Below are 13,797 nucleotides of genomic sequence, written 5' to 3'. Positions count from 1 at the left end.
TTATACCGGGCCATCGCATACTTTCATCAAGCTCTTGACGAGTTCCATTGACTGCAAGGGTGCAAACTTGGTACTCCCAGCGGCACTATGGCGAAAAGAAAAATCAAGCGAGAGGTCGTATTTACGATTGCGTTGGGGGCCTTCACGGTCTTGCCGATTTCGGCATCCGACGCCCAGTCTCCAACAGTCGGTGCCGGGATTGATTCGGTAACGCGACGTTCGGTCGCGTTAAACGTGGATCGCCCGTGCGTCCTGCTGCATAACGGGAACGTTCTGTTCGGCCAGGCTCACCAGTTGGGCCAATTTGTCGTCATTCGGGACGGCAACGCCAGCGAAGTGCAGTTGCCTAGGCAAGACGTCGCCTGCTGGGCCAACTCTCTGCGCGATCTTTATAGGTATCGCGTCGATCATCGAACGCGGGACGACGTTTCCAACCATCTGGCCGACGCCCAGTGGTGTATTCGCTACGACTTGTTTGACTTGGCCGCGAAGGAATGGAAAGCTGCCAAATCGATTGACCCCAACCATCCGCTGGCCCACTCAATCGAAGCTCAAATCACCCGTGCGACGCGGCAGGTCACCCGTTCGGTGCCCGTTGTCCAAACGCCCGAAGTCGACCAAGTCAGCCATGACGCGGAAGTGGACATGTCGGGTGTCGATTTACAGATGCTGCGTTTTTTCGCCACCAACATCCAGCCGACGCTGATCAATCGCTGCGGCAATTGTCACGCGAGCGAAGTCGGCCGCCCTTGGTCGATGGACGTACCCGGGGCCGGATCCCGCGCGTCGTCGCGGATGACACGCGAGAATCTTTCGGCCACCTTATCATTCGTCGACCGCGACTCACCGCTCGACAGCGAACTGCTTTCCAAAGCCGTTTCGGCTCACGGTGGCACGACGGCGCCTTTGGATCCTCGGCATGCCAAAGCGGTCGAAGCGATCAAAATTTGGCTGACCGCGGTGGCTCGATCCGGTGGCGGCGTGAGTTCGGACACCTACGTCGCCCAGCGTCCGGTCCACGCGGCCGAAACCGCAAACGTGGTGGATGAAATCGCAATCGACGAGGACATCGCTGTTGATCCATCGCCCGAAGAAATTCAGGCCATCGAGAACCGGCGTGCACCGGCACGATTGCCACAGGTCGCTGATCCGTTCAGCCCCGATCTCTTCAACCGCCGGCACTAGAACATTTTGAGAATTGACCTGGGCGTCCCAGAAGGCGTCCCAAAAAGTAGCTGCTTACGCCAGAACGTGCTCCACCCTCTGGCGATGGTAGCTACTTCAACGATGAAAATGCTTGAAAGCGGTAGGATCAGGCTTGGAAGATCCCCAGGCCCAATCGCTCGATCTCAAGCACTTGGTCGAGTCGCCGTTGGTGTCGTTCCTGGGGCTCGTATTTTGCGGCCAGGAAGCTGTCGATGATCGCGAATGCCAATTCGCTGCCGATGATACGTCCGCCAATGCACAGGACATTCATGTCATCGTGCTCGACACCCTGGTGTGCCGAATAGGTGTCGTGGCAGATCGCCGCGCGGATGCCGGGGATTTTGTTCGCCGCAACGCTGACGCCGACGCCCGAGCCGCAAATGACGATTCCTCGGTCGGCTCGGCCCTGGACGATCTCGCGAGCCACCGCGATCGCGAAATCGGGGTAATCGCAGCTGGACGTGTCGTGCGTGCCACAATCCGTCATCTGCGTGACCTGGCTACCCAGTCTCGCGGCAACGACTTCTTTCAATGGAAAGCCAGCGTGGTCGCCACCCAGGGCGATGCGGAGCGGAAAAGTGGCAGCCATCGGATCTCGATTCTTGTTCCTAGGTTTCTCGTCGCAGTACCCCTGCATCTTTTCACACCGATGCCGGTCGGTCTACGGGTTAGGTTCGGCGGCGCGTTCCGCAGGCGGGGGAACCCGCGGGGACCCGTTGGTCACAATTTGCCGTGAAACTGCGACGTTAGCTGTTGTGACGTTTTTTCTGCTTTGATACCTTACCCGGCTAGGCGCTGGCGCATCGCTAGGCGACGACACGTTTTATTCCGCTCTCTAACCCCCCCGAGCCCTTTCGGCGACTCTGGTCGTCTGTCTGAACCGAAACCGCTCAAACGTACTGGAACACACAACAAGTTATGGTCAACCGCAACCTCATTCGAAACCTCGACGACGACGATATCACCAACGAATTGGCGATCCTCGCACCGGAAGAAGAAGCCGAGGAATGGCTGCTGGAGTATCTCCAGCAAGACCAGCAGGATTACGCCCAAGGTGAAATCGTTGACGGCAAGATCGTCGAGATCAACGACGAATGGGTGCTGATTGACGTCGGATTCAAGAGTGAAGGCACCGTCAACGTCAACGAATGGGGTCCCGAAGAGGACGCGCCCAAGGTTGGCGATACGGTCAAAGTCCTGATCGAAGAGATGGAGGACGAACTTGGTGCCGCCGACGACCCCTACGGCATGATCTCGCTCAGCAAAAATAAAGCTGAGAAGATCATCGAGTGGGAAAAAATCATCGGCGAGATCAGCGAAGGCCAAGTCGTCACCGGCACGGTCATCCGCAAGATCAAGGGCGGATTGCTTGTCGATATTGGCGTGAACGTCTTCCTGCCCGGTTCACAAGTCGACATTCGACGCCCCGGCGACATCGGCGATTTCATCGGTCGCGTCATCCAGGCCGAAGTGCTGAAGATCGACGACACCCGCCGAAACATCGTCATCAGCCGCCGATCGCTGATCGAACGTCAACGCGAAGAAGATCGCGCGTACTTGATGAAAGAGCTGGAAGTCGGCCAGATCCGCAAGGGGATCGTCAAGAACATCGCCGACTTCGGTGCGTTCGTCGACCTGGGCGGCATCGACGGATTGCTGCACATCACCGATATGGCTTGGGAACGCATCGGTCACCCGACCGAAATGGTTTCGATCGACCAAGAAATCGAAGTCAAGGTCCTGCACATCGACCGCGAAAAGCAAAAGATTGCTTTGGGTCTGAAGCAAAAGGACCGCAACCCCTGGGAAAACATCGAAACGAAGTACCCTGTCGGTGCCGACTTCAACGGCGAAGTCGTCAACGTCATGTCCTACGGTGCGTTCGTCAAGTTGGAACCGGGCATCGAAGGTCTGGTCCACATTTCGGAAATGTCGTGGACCAAACGGGTCAATCACCCCAGCGAACTGGTCAACATCGGCGACGCGATCGAAGTCCGAATCCTGGGCGTCGATCCCGAAGGCCAACAGTTGTCGCTGGGTATGAAGCAAACCCAGAAGAACCCTTGGGACGAGGTCATCTCGCGTTATCCCGAAGGCCAGGACGTCACCGGCAAGGTGCGAAACCTCACCAATTACGGTGCTTTCATCGAATTGGAAGAAGGCATCGACGGCTTGCTGCACGTTTCGGACATGTCCTGGACTCGCAAGATCGGTCATCCAAGCGAAATGCTGGAAAAGGGCCAAGAGATCGCTTGCCGCGTGCTCAGCGTCGACGAACAACGTCGCCGAATTGCACTGGGTCTAAAACAACTCGATAACGACCCCTGGGATGGCGACATTCCAGACAACTACCAACCCGGCCAATTGGTCAAGGGAACCGTCACGAAGATCACCAACTTCGGTGTCTTCATCGGTTTGGAAGATGGCCTGGAAGGCTTGCTGCACATCAGCGAACTTGCCGAACACAAGGTCGAAGACCCCGAAGAAGTCGTCAAAGTCGGCGACCCGATCGAGGTTAAAGTCCTTCGCGTCGACACCGACGAACGCAAGATCGGCCTTTCGCTCAAACGAGTCGAATGGGGCGAAGAGCAAGAGAAGGCGGCCGCCGAAGCCGAAGCCGCCGGTATGCCGACGCCAATGGAAGCAGGCGACTTGAAGGGTGGTCTGGGCAGCGGCGAAGGCCCACTGATCCCGACCAGCGAATAGTCGCAGTCGCGAACAGTTAGAGTTCAAAAAGAGAGGCCCGTCAGCAATGGCGGGCCTCTTTTCGTTGGTGGATGACGGTCAAATTCTTTCTCTCCGCCCTTGACCTTCTCTTCTCGCGACCCCTTTCGCCCCTGCGCATCCGTTCGGTCCAGGCACCCCGAGAATGTACCCCCCTTACAGTGGTTGGCGCGGGCTGCAGTGAAATCTATCATCCTGCTTTAGCTTTCGCCTAGCTTGCTCATTTCGCCCAGTTCCCTGTTGAGGTCGTGGTCATGGTTCGATATTTTCGCGTAGCTTTGATCTTGATGTTAGGCTTCGTTGGGCTCGATCAGGGATGTCTCTTTGCCCAGGTAAGTGTCGATTGGGCCGCTGCCAGCACGCCGACAATCGTATTGGGGCCAGACGCGACAATCGACTATACGGCCAGTGGCATGGTTGGTGGATTTTACGACGCGATTCTGATGATCGACGATTCCGGAACCATGACGCTCGACACAGGCCAGACGGCCCCAAATGGCGGCCAGCAGATTGGGGATTGGGCGTTGTTTGCGGCACAGCGCCTGATTCAAGACTTGGACGGACGCATTCGGCTTGGCGTATCGTCCTTTTCGGCAAGAACTGATGTATTGTCGCCCGTCCGAATCATTGGCGAGAGCGACAACCGGCAGATCCTACTCGATTCCCTGGGTGGACTTCGGCGTTTCGGAACGACTGACATCGAGGGTGCTATCTTCAACGCCGCTGGCCAACTCACTGATTTAGATCCGATCGCCAATCGCAACCAGAACGTCGTGCTCATTTCGGATGGTCGGCCCAACGCGGCAGATGGAAATGGCAGACGTCAAACTGCCCAGGACGTAGCCGACGCGATCGCGGGCAGTCTCGCAAGTGACCGCATTGATACGGTTAGCGTCGTTGGACTGCCTGGATCGAACCTGACAAGTCTGCAATTGTTCGCTGATGCTGGCATGGGAGCCCTGGCGAATATCGCAAATGCGACCAACTTCGAAAATCAGCTGATCAGCATCTTTGACAATTTCGATTCTGTTGAACGATTGGATGTAATCTTGCCAGATGGAAGCCGCCTGTCCGACGTCCCAACCGATCTGGATGGCAGTTTCGCGGTAACTGGAAATATTGGACTGGGTGCCAACGTCTTTACAGCACAAGTCACCGGCACAAGCGGAGTCGTCCGCTCCGCCGAGTTCACCGTGCTGGGGGTCGCTGCCGTACCCGAACCAACGACGTTCGCGGCCTGCTGTATCGGATTTGGCGTCGTTGTAAGCATCAGGCGTCGAGCGCGTAATAAGAAGAGCAACGCTTGACTAAAGCACTTGGGCAGCACACCCTGCGAACGGCGTCGCAGGGGCAAGAAGGGCGACTGCAGCGTTTTACCGGGGCGTCAATTTCCAAGCACGTACCGAACGTACCTTCACATCGTCGCGACCTTGTTTGATCAAGTCACGGTTTGCAGGCGTGGCGACGTTACGTCCATAAAGCCCAGCGTCAACGGGAATGCGATCGCCATCGGCTTTCAGGTTTTGACCGTCCGACGAGAGTCCCGCCCCCGTGTTGGCTTCGCGTGAAAGAATCAGATACATCGGCACTTGAGGTACCAGTTTCCGATCGCGCACCACTGCCTGCCCATCAATGAACCAAATCAAAATTTCGTTCGTCCATAGCAGTCCGACTTTGTGCCAGCCCTGGTTGATCCCTGGCGAGTGAATCGATGTCTTGCCGTCACTTCGAAGTTCATTCACCGTTGACGGCGGCGTTGTCTTGCCACCAATGCACTTCATCAGCATTACCTCGTTCGGGTTGTCCCCTGAATCGGGAACCTGGTCCGGGGCGACGACCATTTCGTGCTCGTAGATATCAATTTCCAGCCCGTTGCGATGATCGTCATCGTAAGCGAGGCCTTGCTCTTTGGCCGGCATCAACCAAAAGGAATGGCGATGCGAGAGAGCTTCCATTCCTTCGAAATTGACTTCGATTTCAAAGAAGGTTCCCGGTTCAAACGAAATATTCGGCGACAACGTGTCCGTCTTTCCCGGCTGTCCCCAGTAGCCACCTTTGGGAAGCAATTCGTCCGTGCGTTCCACCGGAACCTGTTTTCCGTCGACCGATTTCACCGCGAAGGTATCGAACCAGGACGTATGGATTTCGAAGTCGGCGAAATTGACCTCGCCCAACCGAGCATCCCGGGGGTCCGGGTCCGTGTAAGCAAAATTGCGAGCAGCCGCGCCGGCGTCGCGGCTGGTGAAGTCGTCGAGATCGGCGTCGGCAACGAATCCTCGCTGGACCAAAACACCGTCTTCAAGCGACGCCGTCTCTGTCGGGTACGAGTCGTACCACGCCGCGTGACGTCGCCCCTCGGCTTGACGGTGCTGTCCGGAATTGTTGCTGACGGTCATGGTCTCACGCCGCCACAGGCCGGTTTTCGGATCCAGCACATCGGGCTTCGAAAAGTCGCTATCGAAGACCAGTTCGTAGTCGAAACGAGCCTTCGCCGATGCACTTGCAATCGCCGGAGTGTCTTGTGCAACAGCAAGCGAGCAACCAAAAAGAAAAGGCATCATCGCGACCGCGATGATGCCTTGGAGTTCGTTTTTCATTCGATTCAAACGATCAAGCAGAAAGAGTGAGAACGCGTACTAAACCACCGACGTAGTCTTCGCTTTCTTGCGACGACGCATTTGAAAGATCACACCCGCACCTCCCAACGCTGCCATCGCAATCGAGGATGCTTCAGGGACGGCGGCTGCGGTTGCGAGACTGATGTTTCGAAAATAGACGGGATTCTGGCTTGTGTTGGTTTTAAAAGTTACCAATCCATTCAGTATGGATGTGCCGGAAACGAAACCGGCGACAGTGCTTAAGTCGAACTCCAATTCGTGCCACGCACCTCCCGAGAATGCATTGATCGCCCCTGGATTCCCATCCAATGTCCAACTGTCCGTTCCCAGGTTGAAGCTTCCGGTGCTCATATTAATGGTAAATCCATTCATGTTGCCTGAGTCAGTTGAATACGCTGATACCTTCAAAAGCGTTTCCCCGGCCGGAATTACCAACGCCTTGCCGCCGTAAAACTCTAGTCCGCCACTCCTATAATTTCCGACTGGTGTGAACTTGATAACAGTATCGCCTGCAAAGGTATCGATCGCGGCAGTTCCGTTCGCGAAAAGTCCTCCGTGCTGAACCGTATTCTCAAAAAGTATCAAATCAGCCCGAGCTTCGTTGCCAGCGAAAAGAGATGCCACGGCAAAAACGCATACTGACGCCCCGATGCAAATTAGTTTTCGATTCGTATTCATATTCTTTCTTTCACGTAACCGTTTTCGAGTTAATTTTTCTCGCTGGTGTTGATTCTGCTTGCTCTGTGAACTCGCGTCCACCTCGAATGGCACCCAAAACGATATCTTTTGTGCGCAGAATCGTTTTTTTCCGTTTAATCAGAAGCTAAACGAGTAATATGGGGGGGTAAGGCCAATCTTGAGCCCCCGTTTCGTTCGACTTTTTCGAGAACCATGAAGCCGACTTTCGAAAAGCTGGTCCCGCGAACTGGCGAATCATTTCGATGCTTCGATCGTTCAGAATTGCGATCACCGGCAAAGTGGCATCGGCATCCCGAAATCGAGCTGACTTACGTGCCCATTGGTTCAGGGTCTCGAATCGTTGGCGATCACATCGGCAGCTACACCGACCACGATCTGGTGCTGATCGGATCGCAAATTCCCCATACATGGGCGTCTGATGAATACCTCGGGAAGGCGAGTGACCGACACCATGCGATCGTTCTGCAATTCCACCCTGAGTTTCTCGGGGTCGAATTTTTCGAGTGCGGCGAGATGGCTCGAATCGACGCCTTACTGAAACGCTCGCAGCAAGGTCTGTGGTACCCAGCCGAAGTAGCTCACCGTGTCGGAGCGCAGATGGAGGCGTTGGTAACAACCAAGGGGGCGAAACGTTTGCTTGGGCTGTTTTCGATCCTGCACGAATTGTCGATCTATGATGATCCGGTTCCGCTGTCGACGCAGTCCTTCGATTCACGCAACGGATCAGCTGCACGCGTTTCACCGGCGCGTCGTGCAGCCGAGACAAAGATTCAAACGGTTTGTGACCACATTGCGAACCATCTTGCCGATTCCGATCTGACTCAAATGGACTTGGCGGATTTGATTGATATGAACCCGTCGGCGTTCACGCGATTCTTCCGGCAATCGACCGGACGCACACCGTTGGCTTACATTAGCGAACTGCGAATCGGGTTGGCATGCCGACTGTTGACCGATACGGATGAATCGATCTTAGCGATCTGCAACCAGTCCGGATTCGCGAACCTATCGAATTTCAACCGCCAGTTTCGAAAACGACGTTCGACCACACCTCGTGACTATCGATCACGATTCCGCGGCGTCACGTAGTGCCGTAGCGGACTCCTAGTTGCTTGCAGCGGTCGATCGACGATTGCCACCGGTGTTGTGTGTATGATGGGGCAGTTACACGTCACGTTTTTTCGTGAGAATCTCCGTCGAACTCAACGGCACGCATTCATGAGTACCGCTTCCCCGTTGGTCGATCGTCGCAGAATTCTGAGAGGATCAGGACTTGCGCTCGCGCTTCCGATGTTGGAGTCCATTTCGCCACGACGTGCGACGGCCGCGGCGGTGTCGTCGCCGCGGACGAAGCGACTGGTCACGATCGGGACCTATCTTGGTTTCCACTTGCCAAGTTTTTCACCGTCCGAGCAGGGACGCGACTACACAATGTCACCGGTGTTGAAGCCGCTGGAGGATCTGCGAAACGAGTTCTCGGTGTTTTCGGGACTTGACCACCGGGCCCCCAACGGGCACCAGAACTGGAAAAACTACCTGACGGGCAAAGGCACACCAGGAATTTCATTGGATCAAATCGTGGCGAAGTCGATCGGCGATCAGACTCGTTTCGAATCGCTGCAGGTCACCTGCGGATCGGGTGCCGAAGGGCGAATGAGCTTCACCAAGGAAGGCATCGCATTGCCAGCGATCGGTCGTCCAAGTGTTCTGTTCGGTCACCTCTTTCGTTCGGGAACCGACAAAGCCCGCATGGGCTATCTGTTGGACAGCGGCGGCAGTGTGCTGGATCTTGCCTTGGACGAAGCGAGTGTCTTTCAGCGTCAGGTCAACGCTCGCGATGCGGCGAAACTTGACGAGTATTTCACGTCCGTGCGCGAAGTGGAAAAGAAGCTCCAAAAACAACGCGATTGGCTTGATGTGCCGACGCCGAAGGTGACATTCGAGCTGCCCGATTTTGATCCCGTCGCGCCGGATCTGTCGTTGGAGTGCGAGAGCATCATGTATGACCTGATGGCACTCGCATTGGAAACTGATTCGACGCGAGTGATCTCGTTCATCGCGCCGGGGCAAGGCCAAGTCTTCACCATCGACGGCGAAAAACTGAGCGCCGGGTATCACGGGCTTTCCCATCACGGCAACGACCCGTCGAAGATCGCGGATTTCAACCGCGTCGGCGCCGAGCACGTCCGGCGTTTCGGAAACTTTCTACGGCAATTGAACGAAAAGAAAGACGTCGAAGGGCGACCGCTGCTGGAAACCACTGCCGTGCTTTTTGGGAGCGGAATGGGCGATGCGAATACGCACAACAATAGCCACTTACCGATCCTGCTCGCCGGCGGCGGTTTCAAACATGGCGTTCATCACTCGATCGATCGAAGCGATGCATCTCGCTCGACTCCGCTGCTTGGCGATCTTTTCTTAACCGTCATGGAATCGATGGGGTTGGAAGAGCAGCGGTTCGTGAAGGCGAATCGAAACATGAACGAGTACTTGCTTTGATTCGCAAAGGGTCGACCCATGGATAGAAGGTTTTGTTTCGCCGTCGCCGTGATGTCCTTCCTCGGGTCGGTCATGGGTGACGAACCGTCGGGAATGGTCGCCGAAACCTTTCTCGGGAAATACTGTTTGGATTGTCACGGTGCCGATGCGGCGAGTGGTGAGATTGTTCTTGATGGTGACAGCCTCGATTGGGGCGACCCATCCACGCCGCAACGATGGACTCGGGTCTACGACGTCATGCGTTCGCGAGAGATGCCGCCGGTCGACGAAGACCAACCCTCTGATGATGAAGTCGCCAACTTTGTTACTTGGTTGGATGACACACTTACGAAACACGTTCGTCCCGGTGGCACAGTACTGCGGCGGCTCAATCGCGAAGAATACGAAAACACGGTGCGCGATGTGCTGGGGATCCCGTTTTCGGTTCCGACATCGTTTCCGGCCGACACCGAATTGCACGGCTTCGACAACGTTGGTGAAGGGCTGATGCTCTCACCTCCGCTGATGGCACAGTATGTCGAGATGGCGGCGGTCGCGGCTGATCTGGTGCTTCCACCGATTCGAGCGACCGTCAAAGTCGAGCCCCAGAGTTTCCAGATTGGCCCCGGTGACTTTACGTTGAACTTTACGACCGGTCACGAAATTGACGGCGTCCTTCGAATGGCGAACTCCAGCGATCCGCTGGCACGCGGTTCGGTTTGGCCGAACCGGTTCGAAGCGATTGTCGGCGGCGTCTATGACGTCGAGGTCACTCTCTCATCATTCAAGCCGACCAAGGGCCACGTTCCGATCGTCCAACTGCTTGCTCACTATGCGGCCGGCAACGCCTACGAAAGAGCCAGTTCACTGCCGTTACTGGCCGAATTTCGGATCGAAGGCGATGCCCCCGAGACGTTCCGAGCAACGGTGGAACTAGAACGCGGCCAAACGCTGGTCGTTCACTATGAAAACTCGCCGCTGAGAAGCGACAAGGTCGATAACGCCTCAAGTTTGGAACGGATCTCGGGCCAGTTGTTGGAAGCGTTTCGCGAAGACCCCGAACTGGGCGCGGCGTGGATGAAGGCCGGCTATCAACGATCCGATCGCGGATGGTCGTGGTGGAAACGCATCCAAGAAATACGGACGAAAGGTGGGCTCGATGTCGCGTCGTTCGATCCGGATTCGGCGCAGGTGAAGGCCTTTGCGATCGAGATGGCCCGCCGGAATGTCGACACGGTTGAAACGATGGACTGCATGAGTTTCTTTCGGGGGCCGTGCATCGAAATTCACCAGATGTCCGTCGTTGGGCCGACGCGAGTGATCGAGGATAAATCGGTCGTCCAGCAACGACGGCGTACGGAACGTTTCCTGGGCAAAGGGAACCCTCGCGACGACGCGTCTTACGCTCGGGACGTCCTGCGACCGGTGCTGGACAAGGTGTTCCGGCGACCGGCAACCGATGCCCAATTGAACAAGTATGTTTCGATCGCGATGTCTCACGCGGCCCAACGCGGCCGTTTGGAAGACGGGCTTCACCTCGCACTTCGCGCGGCACTCTGCTCGCCAAGTTTTCTGTTTCGGGAGTATCGCGTCGGCCCGCTGGACGACTTCGACCTCGCCGCGCGGCTGAGCTACTTTTTAACCAGCAGCCCGCCGGACGATGTGCTTCGCGAACTTGCTGCCAACGGCAGGCTTTCCAATCCCGATGTACTTGAACAGCAAACGCGTCGCTTGCTCCAGCACAACAAGGTAAAGCATTTCCTTGATTCGTTCGTCGGACAATGGCTCGACCTGCGACTATTGCCACAAATCATGCCCGACGTGCGGTTATTGAAGTGGACCGACAAAGATCTGCGAGCAGTCACGGATGAAACGCAACTTTTCGTCGCAGAGATACTGAATCAAAATCTCTCGATTGAGACCTTCATCGATCCCGATTTCACCTACCTCAATCGTCGCAACGCGAAGCTGTACGAGATCAAGTTCTCAAACTCTGAGAAAATGACACGGGTAGACATCCCGCGCGGCGGACGTCGCGGTGGCATCCTGACTCAGGCCAGTGTGCTGATGGCAACCGCCAACGGCGTCGATACTCAACCCGTGTTACGTGGCGCTTGGATGTTAGAGAACGTTTTCGGAATGCCGACTCCGCCACCACCGGCGAACGTGCCTGCCATCGAGCCTGATACAACGGGTGCGAAATCGATTCGCGAACTGTTGGATCGACACAAGGCCGACGCCAGTTGTGCTCGGTGTCACGAGCGAATCGATCCGCCCGGCTTCGTGCTTGAAAACTATGATCCCGTCGGCCGGTGGCGAGAATTCTATCCGATCTACATCAAAAAAGGCGACAAAGTCGTCGCATCAAACGGGTTACCGGTCCAATCCAGCAGCACGCTGCCGGACGGAACGCCACTGGGCGATGTGACGGATCTGAAACGATACCTGATTGCAAATATCGACATCTTTTCTCGCTGCCTGACCGACAAACTACTGACCTATGCGACGGGCCGGTCGATGAACTATGGCGACCGTAAGGTGATCGACCGCGTCGTCGCCGACGTGCGGCAACGGGGCAACGGATTTGCCGATCTGATCGTTGCCGTGGTCCAAAGCGAATCGTTTCGTTCCAAGTAAACGGTGCAGTTGTTTACGGTTTTTTTCGCACCACGTTTGTGGAACGCACAACGCTTCAACACGATCGTCGCTCGGTCGGGTTGCATTGCCCGTTGTCGATGCTGCTTTTTTCCATCGTTCGTTCCGCGCGCATCGAAGCGACGATTTCGGTGGACATGACTTCGCGCGCCCTTGCTTGAAAGTGTTCCACTGGGGCGCACTTCGAAGTGTTTTTGTGCCGATATGCACACTCCGGTGCGTTCGCAAGTCTTTGCTGTGGAAAGATTTGCGGATCGTGTCGGACCGAGGAGAAAGATCGGCTTCTCACGCCGCATGGGTCGATAGGAATCGTGTCTCGCGAAGAAAGTTGCAACGAGTGCGGCCAAGCGGGCGATTCAAGGACGGAGGACACTACGATGAAACATATACTTACCGCGGCTCTGGTCGCATTAGCGGGATGGCAAGCTTCCGCTTCCCCGGCGGATGCCGGATGGTTCGACGACGTCGCTTGCGATCAAGCATGTGACGCTTCGGCTTTCGATGCGGCTTGTGGCGACCGCGATTGTTTGTTGGCCGGTTTAATTAAGCCAAGCGATCATTGCTTTGACGACTTCATCAGTCCGATGATCGACTTTGTCTTCTTCGAAGACCCGCGGACGCTGACAGAACTTCGACCCATTTTCGTCCAACATCGCTTCCCCAACACTTTGGGCCCAGCCAACATTCCCGCGGGCGGTGATCTGCAACTGTACGCGTTGCAGTTTCGATTGGCACTGACCGATCGGTTGAGCTTGATCGCAGTCAAAGACGGCTACATCGTCGACGGCAGCAAAGGAACGCTGGATGGGTTGCTCGATTCAGGTTGGGCCGACGTTTCGGCGGGTTTGAAGTACAACCTGATTCGCAATGCAGACACGGGGACGCTCGCTTCGGCCGGCTTCACCTACGAAATCCCGATGGGATCTGAAGACGCGTTGCAAGCGATTGGTGATGGCGAGTTCCACCTGTTTGCATCCGCCGGCCAACGATTGCTCGGTGGCAATGCGCACTATCTGACTTCGTTCGGCTACGTTTTCCCGGTCGACAACGACGTTCAAACGACATCGATTCACTGGCTGAATCACTTTGACGTGCGGATGACGAAGCAAACCTACGCGTTCACGGAATTCTCGTGGCGTCATTGGACCGACAGCGCCAACGTTGGTCTTCCACTGGGGGTTGCCGGTGAAGATCTCTTGAACCTGAACGCCACCAATGTCACCGGAAATGACTTGGTGACACAGAACGTGGGTCTGAAGTACAAGCCCAACGGTAACTTCGAAGCCGGTGCCGCTTACGAATTCCCGCTGACTTCCTTTAAGGACATCATCCGCGATCGTTGGCAGTTCGAAATGATCTTTCGCTACTAAGAATTCCAGCGAGAGGAAATATCCGCTCCTCGACGCCCTGTCATCAA

Annotated in this window: 10 protein-coding genes; 7 read left to right on the top strand and 3 right to left on the bottom strand. The window is 56.0% G+C overall.

Annotated features, from left to right (window positions below):
- Positions 1-87 precede the first annotated feature (87 nt).
- Positions 88-1,185: a hypothetical protein gene (locus Poly51_RS25215; RefSeq protein WP_146461296.1), complete on the top strand. Its 1,098-nt coding sequence runs from the start codon at positions 88-90 to the stop codon at positions 1,183-1,185.
- 127 nt (positions 1,186-1,312) lie between these two features.
- On the opposite strand, the gene rpiB is transcribed toward Poly51_RS25215, so the two are convergent.
- A complete protein-coding gene (rpiB, locus tag Poly51_RS25210) occupies positions 1,313-1,795 on the bottom strand; it encodes a ribose 5-phosphate isomerase B (RefSeq protein WP_146461294.1) in 483 nt (160 codons plus the stop codon).
- Between the two features lie 329 nt (positions 1,796-2,124).
- On the opposite strand from rpiB, the gene Poly51_RS25205 reads away from it, so the two are divergent.
- Together Poly51_RS25205 and Poly51_RS25200 are read left to right on the top strand one after the other, a co-directional pair.
- On the top strand, positions 2,125-3,912 hold the full coding sequence (locus tag Poly51_RS25205) for a 30S ribosomal protein S1 (protein WP_146461292.1): 1,788 nt from the start codon (positions 2,125-2,127) through the stop codon (positions 3,910-3,912).
- Positions 3,913-4,184: 272 nt separating this feature from the next.
- Entirely contained in the window at positions 4,185-5,237 is a 1,053-nt protein-coding gene (locus Poly51_RS25200; protein ID WP_146461290.1) for a vWA domain-containing protein, read from the top strand.
- 66 nt (positions 5,238-5,303) lie between these two features.
- On the opposite strand, the gene Poly51_RS25195 is transcribed toward Poly51_RS25200, so the two are convergent.
- Both Poly51_RS25195 and Poly51_RS25190 read right to left on the bottom strand, forming a co-directional pair.
- Positions 5,304-6,527: a lichenase gene (locus tag Poly51_RS25195; RefSeq protein WP_146461288.1), complete on the bottom strand. Its 1,224-nt coding sequence runs from the start codon at positions 6,525-6,527 to the stop codon at positions 5,304-5,306.
- Positions 6,528-6,566: 39 nt separating this feature from the next.
- Positions 6,567-7,226 (bottom strand): hypothetical protein, encoded by a 660-nt coding sequence (locus tag Poly51_RS25190; protein WP_146461286.1) that lies wholly within the window; start codon positions 7,224-7,226, stop codon positions 6,567-6,569.
- A gap of 213 nt (positions 7,227-7,439) precedes the next feature.
- On the opposite strand from Poly51_RS25190, the gene Poly51_RS25185 reads away from it, so the two are divergent.
- From Poly51_RS25185 to Poly51_RS25170, 4 genes are all read left to right on the top strand, one after another.
- Complete coding sequence (locus Poly51_RS25185) at positions 7,440-8,336, top strand: helix-turn-helix domain-containing protein (protein ID WP_146461283.1); 897 nt, start codon at positions 7,440-7,442, stop codon at positions 8,334-8,336.
- 129 nt (positions 8,337-8,465) lie between these two features.
- Positions 8,466-9,746 (top strand): DUF1552 domain-containing protein, encoded by a 1,281-nt coding sequence (locus Poly51_RS25180; protein WP_186775795.1) that lies wholly within the window; start codon positions 8,466-8,468, stop codon positions 9,744-9,746.
- Between the two features lie 18 nt (positions 9,747-9,764).
- Positions 9,765-12,362: a DUF1592 domain-containing protein gene (locus Poly51_RS25175; RefSeq protein ID WP_146461279.1), complete on the top strand. Its 2,598-nt coding sequence runs from the start codon at positions 9,765-9,767 to the stop codon at positions 12,360-12,362.
- Positions 12,363-12,757: 395 nt separating this feature from the next.
- Positions 12,758-13,750 (top strand): hypothetical protein, encoded by a 993-nt coding sequence (locus Poly51_RS25170; protein ID WP_246114755.1) that lies wholly within the window; start codon positions 12,758-12,760, stop codon positions 13,748-13,750.
- Positions 13,751-13,797 lie beyond the last annotated feature (47 nt).

The sequence above is a fragment of the Rubripirellula tenax genome (assembly GCF_007860125.1).
Taxonomy (GTDB): domain Bacteria; phylum Planctomycetota; class Planctomycetia; order Pirellulales; family Pirellulaceae; genus Rubripirellula; species Rubripirellula tenax.
Note: the sequence above shows the minus strand (reverse complement) of the source record. Positions and strands in the feature narration are given on the sequence as shown.

What these genes read in the sequence shown, in the direction of transcription:
- Poly51_RS25170 (WP_246114755.1), top strand. Translation starts at nt 12,758, where the DNA reads ATGAAACATATACTTACCGCGGCTCTGGTCGCATTAGCGGGATGGCAA.
- Poly51_RS25200 (WP_146461290.1), top strand. Translation starts at nt 4,185, where the DNA reads ATGGTTCGATATTTTCGCGTAGCTTTGATCTTGATGTTAGGCTTCGTT.
- Poly51_RS25190 (WP_146461286.1), bottom strand. Translation starts at nt 7,226, where the DNA reads ATGAATACGAATCGAAAACTAATTTGCATCGGGGCGTCAGTATGCGTT.
- Poly51_RS25175 (WP_146461279.1), top strand. Translation starts at nt 9,765, where the DNA reads ATGGATAGAAGGTTTTGTTTCGCCGTCGCCGTGATGTCCTTCCTCGGG.
- Poly51_RS25205 (WP_146461292.1), top strand. Translation starts at nt 2,125, where the DNA reads ATGGTCAACCGCAACCTCATTCGAAACCTCGACGACGACGATATCACC.
- Poly51_RS25185 (WP_146461283.1), top strand. Translation starts at nt 7,440, where the DNA reads ATGAAGCCGACTTTCGAAAAGCTGGTCCCGCGAACTGGCGAATCATTT.
- Poly51_RS25180 (WP_186775795.1), top strand. Translation starts at nt 8,466, where the DNA reads ATGAGTACCGCTTCCCCGTTGGTCGATCGTCGCAGAATTCTGAGAGGA.
- Poly51_RS25195 (WP_146461288.1), bottom strand. Translation starts at nt 6,527, where the DNA reads ATGAAAAACGAACTCCAAGGCATCATCGCGGTCGCGATGATGCCTTTT.
- rpiB (WP_146461294.1), bottom strand. Translation starts at nt 1,795, where the DNA reads ATGGCTGCCACTTTTCCGCTCCGCATCGCCCTGGGTGGCGACCACGCT.
- Poly51_RS25215 (WP_146461296.1), top strand. Translation starts at nt 88, where the DNA reads ATGGCGAAAAGAAAAATCAAGCGAGAGGTCGTATTTACGATTGCGTTG.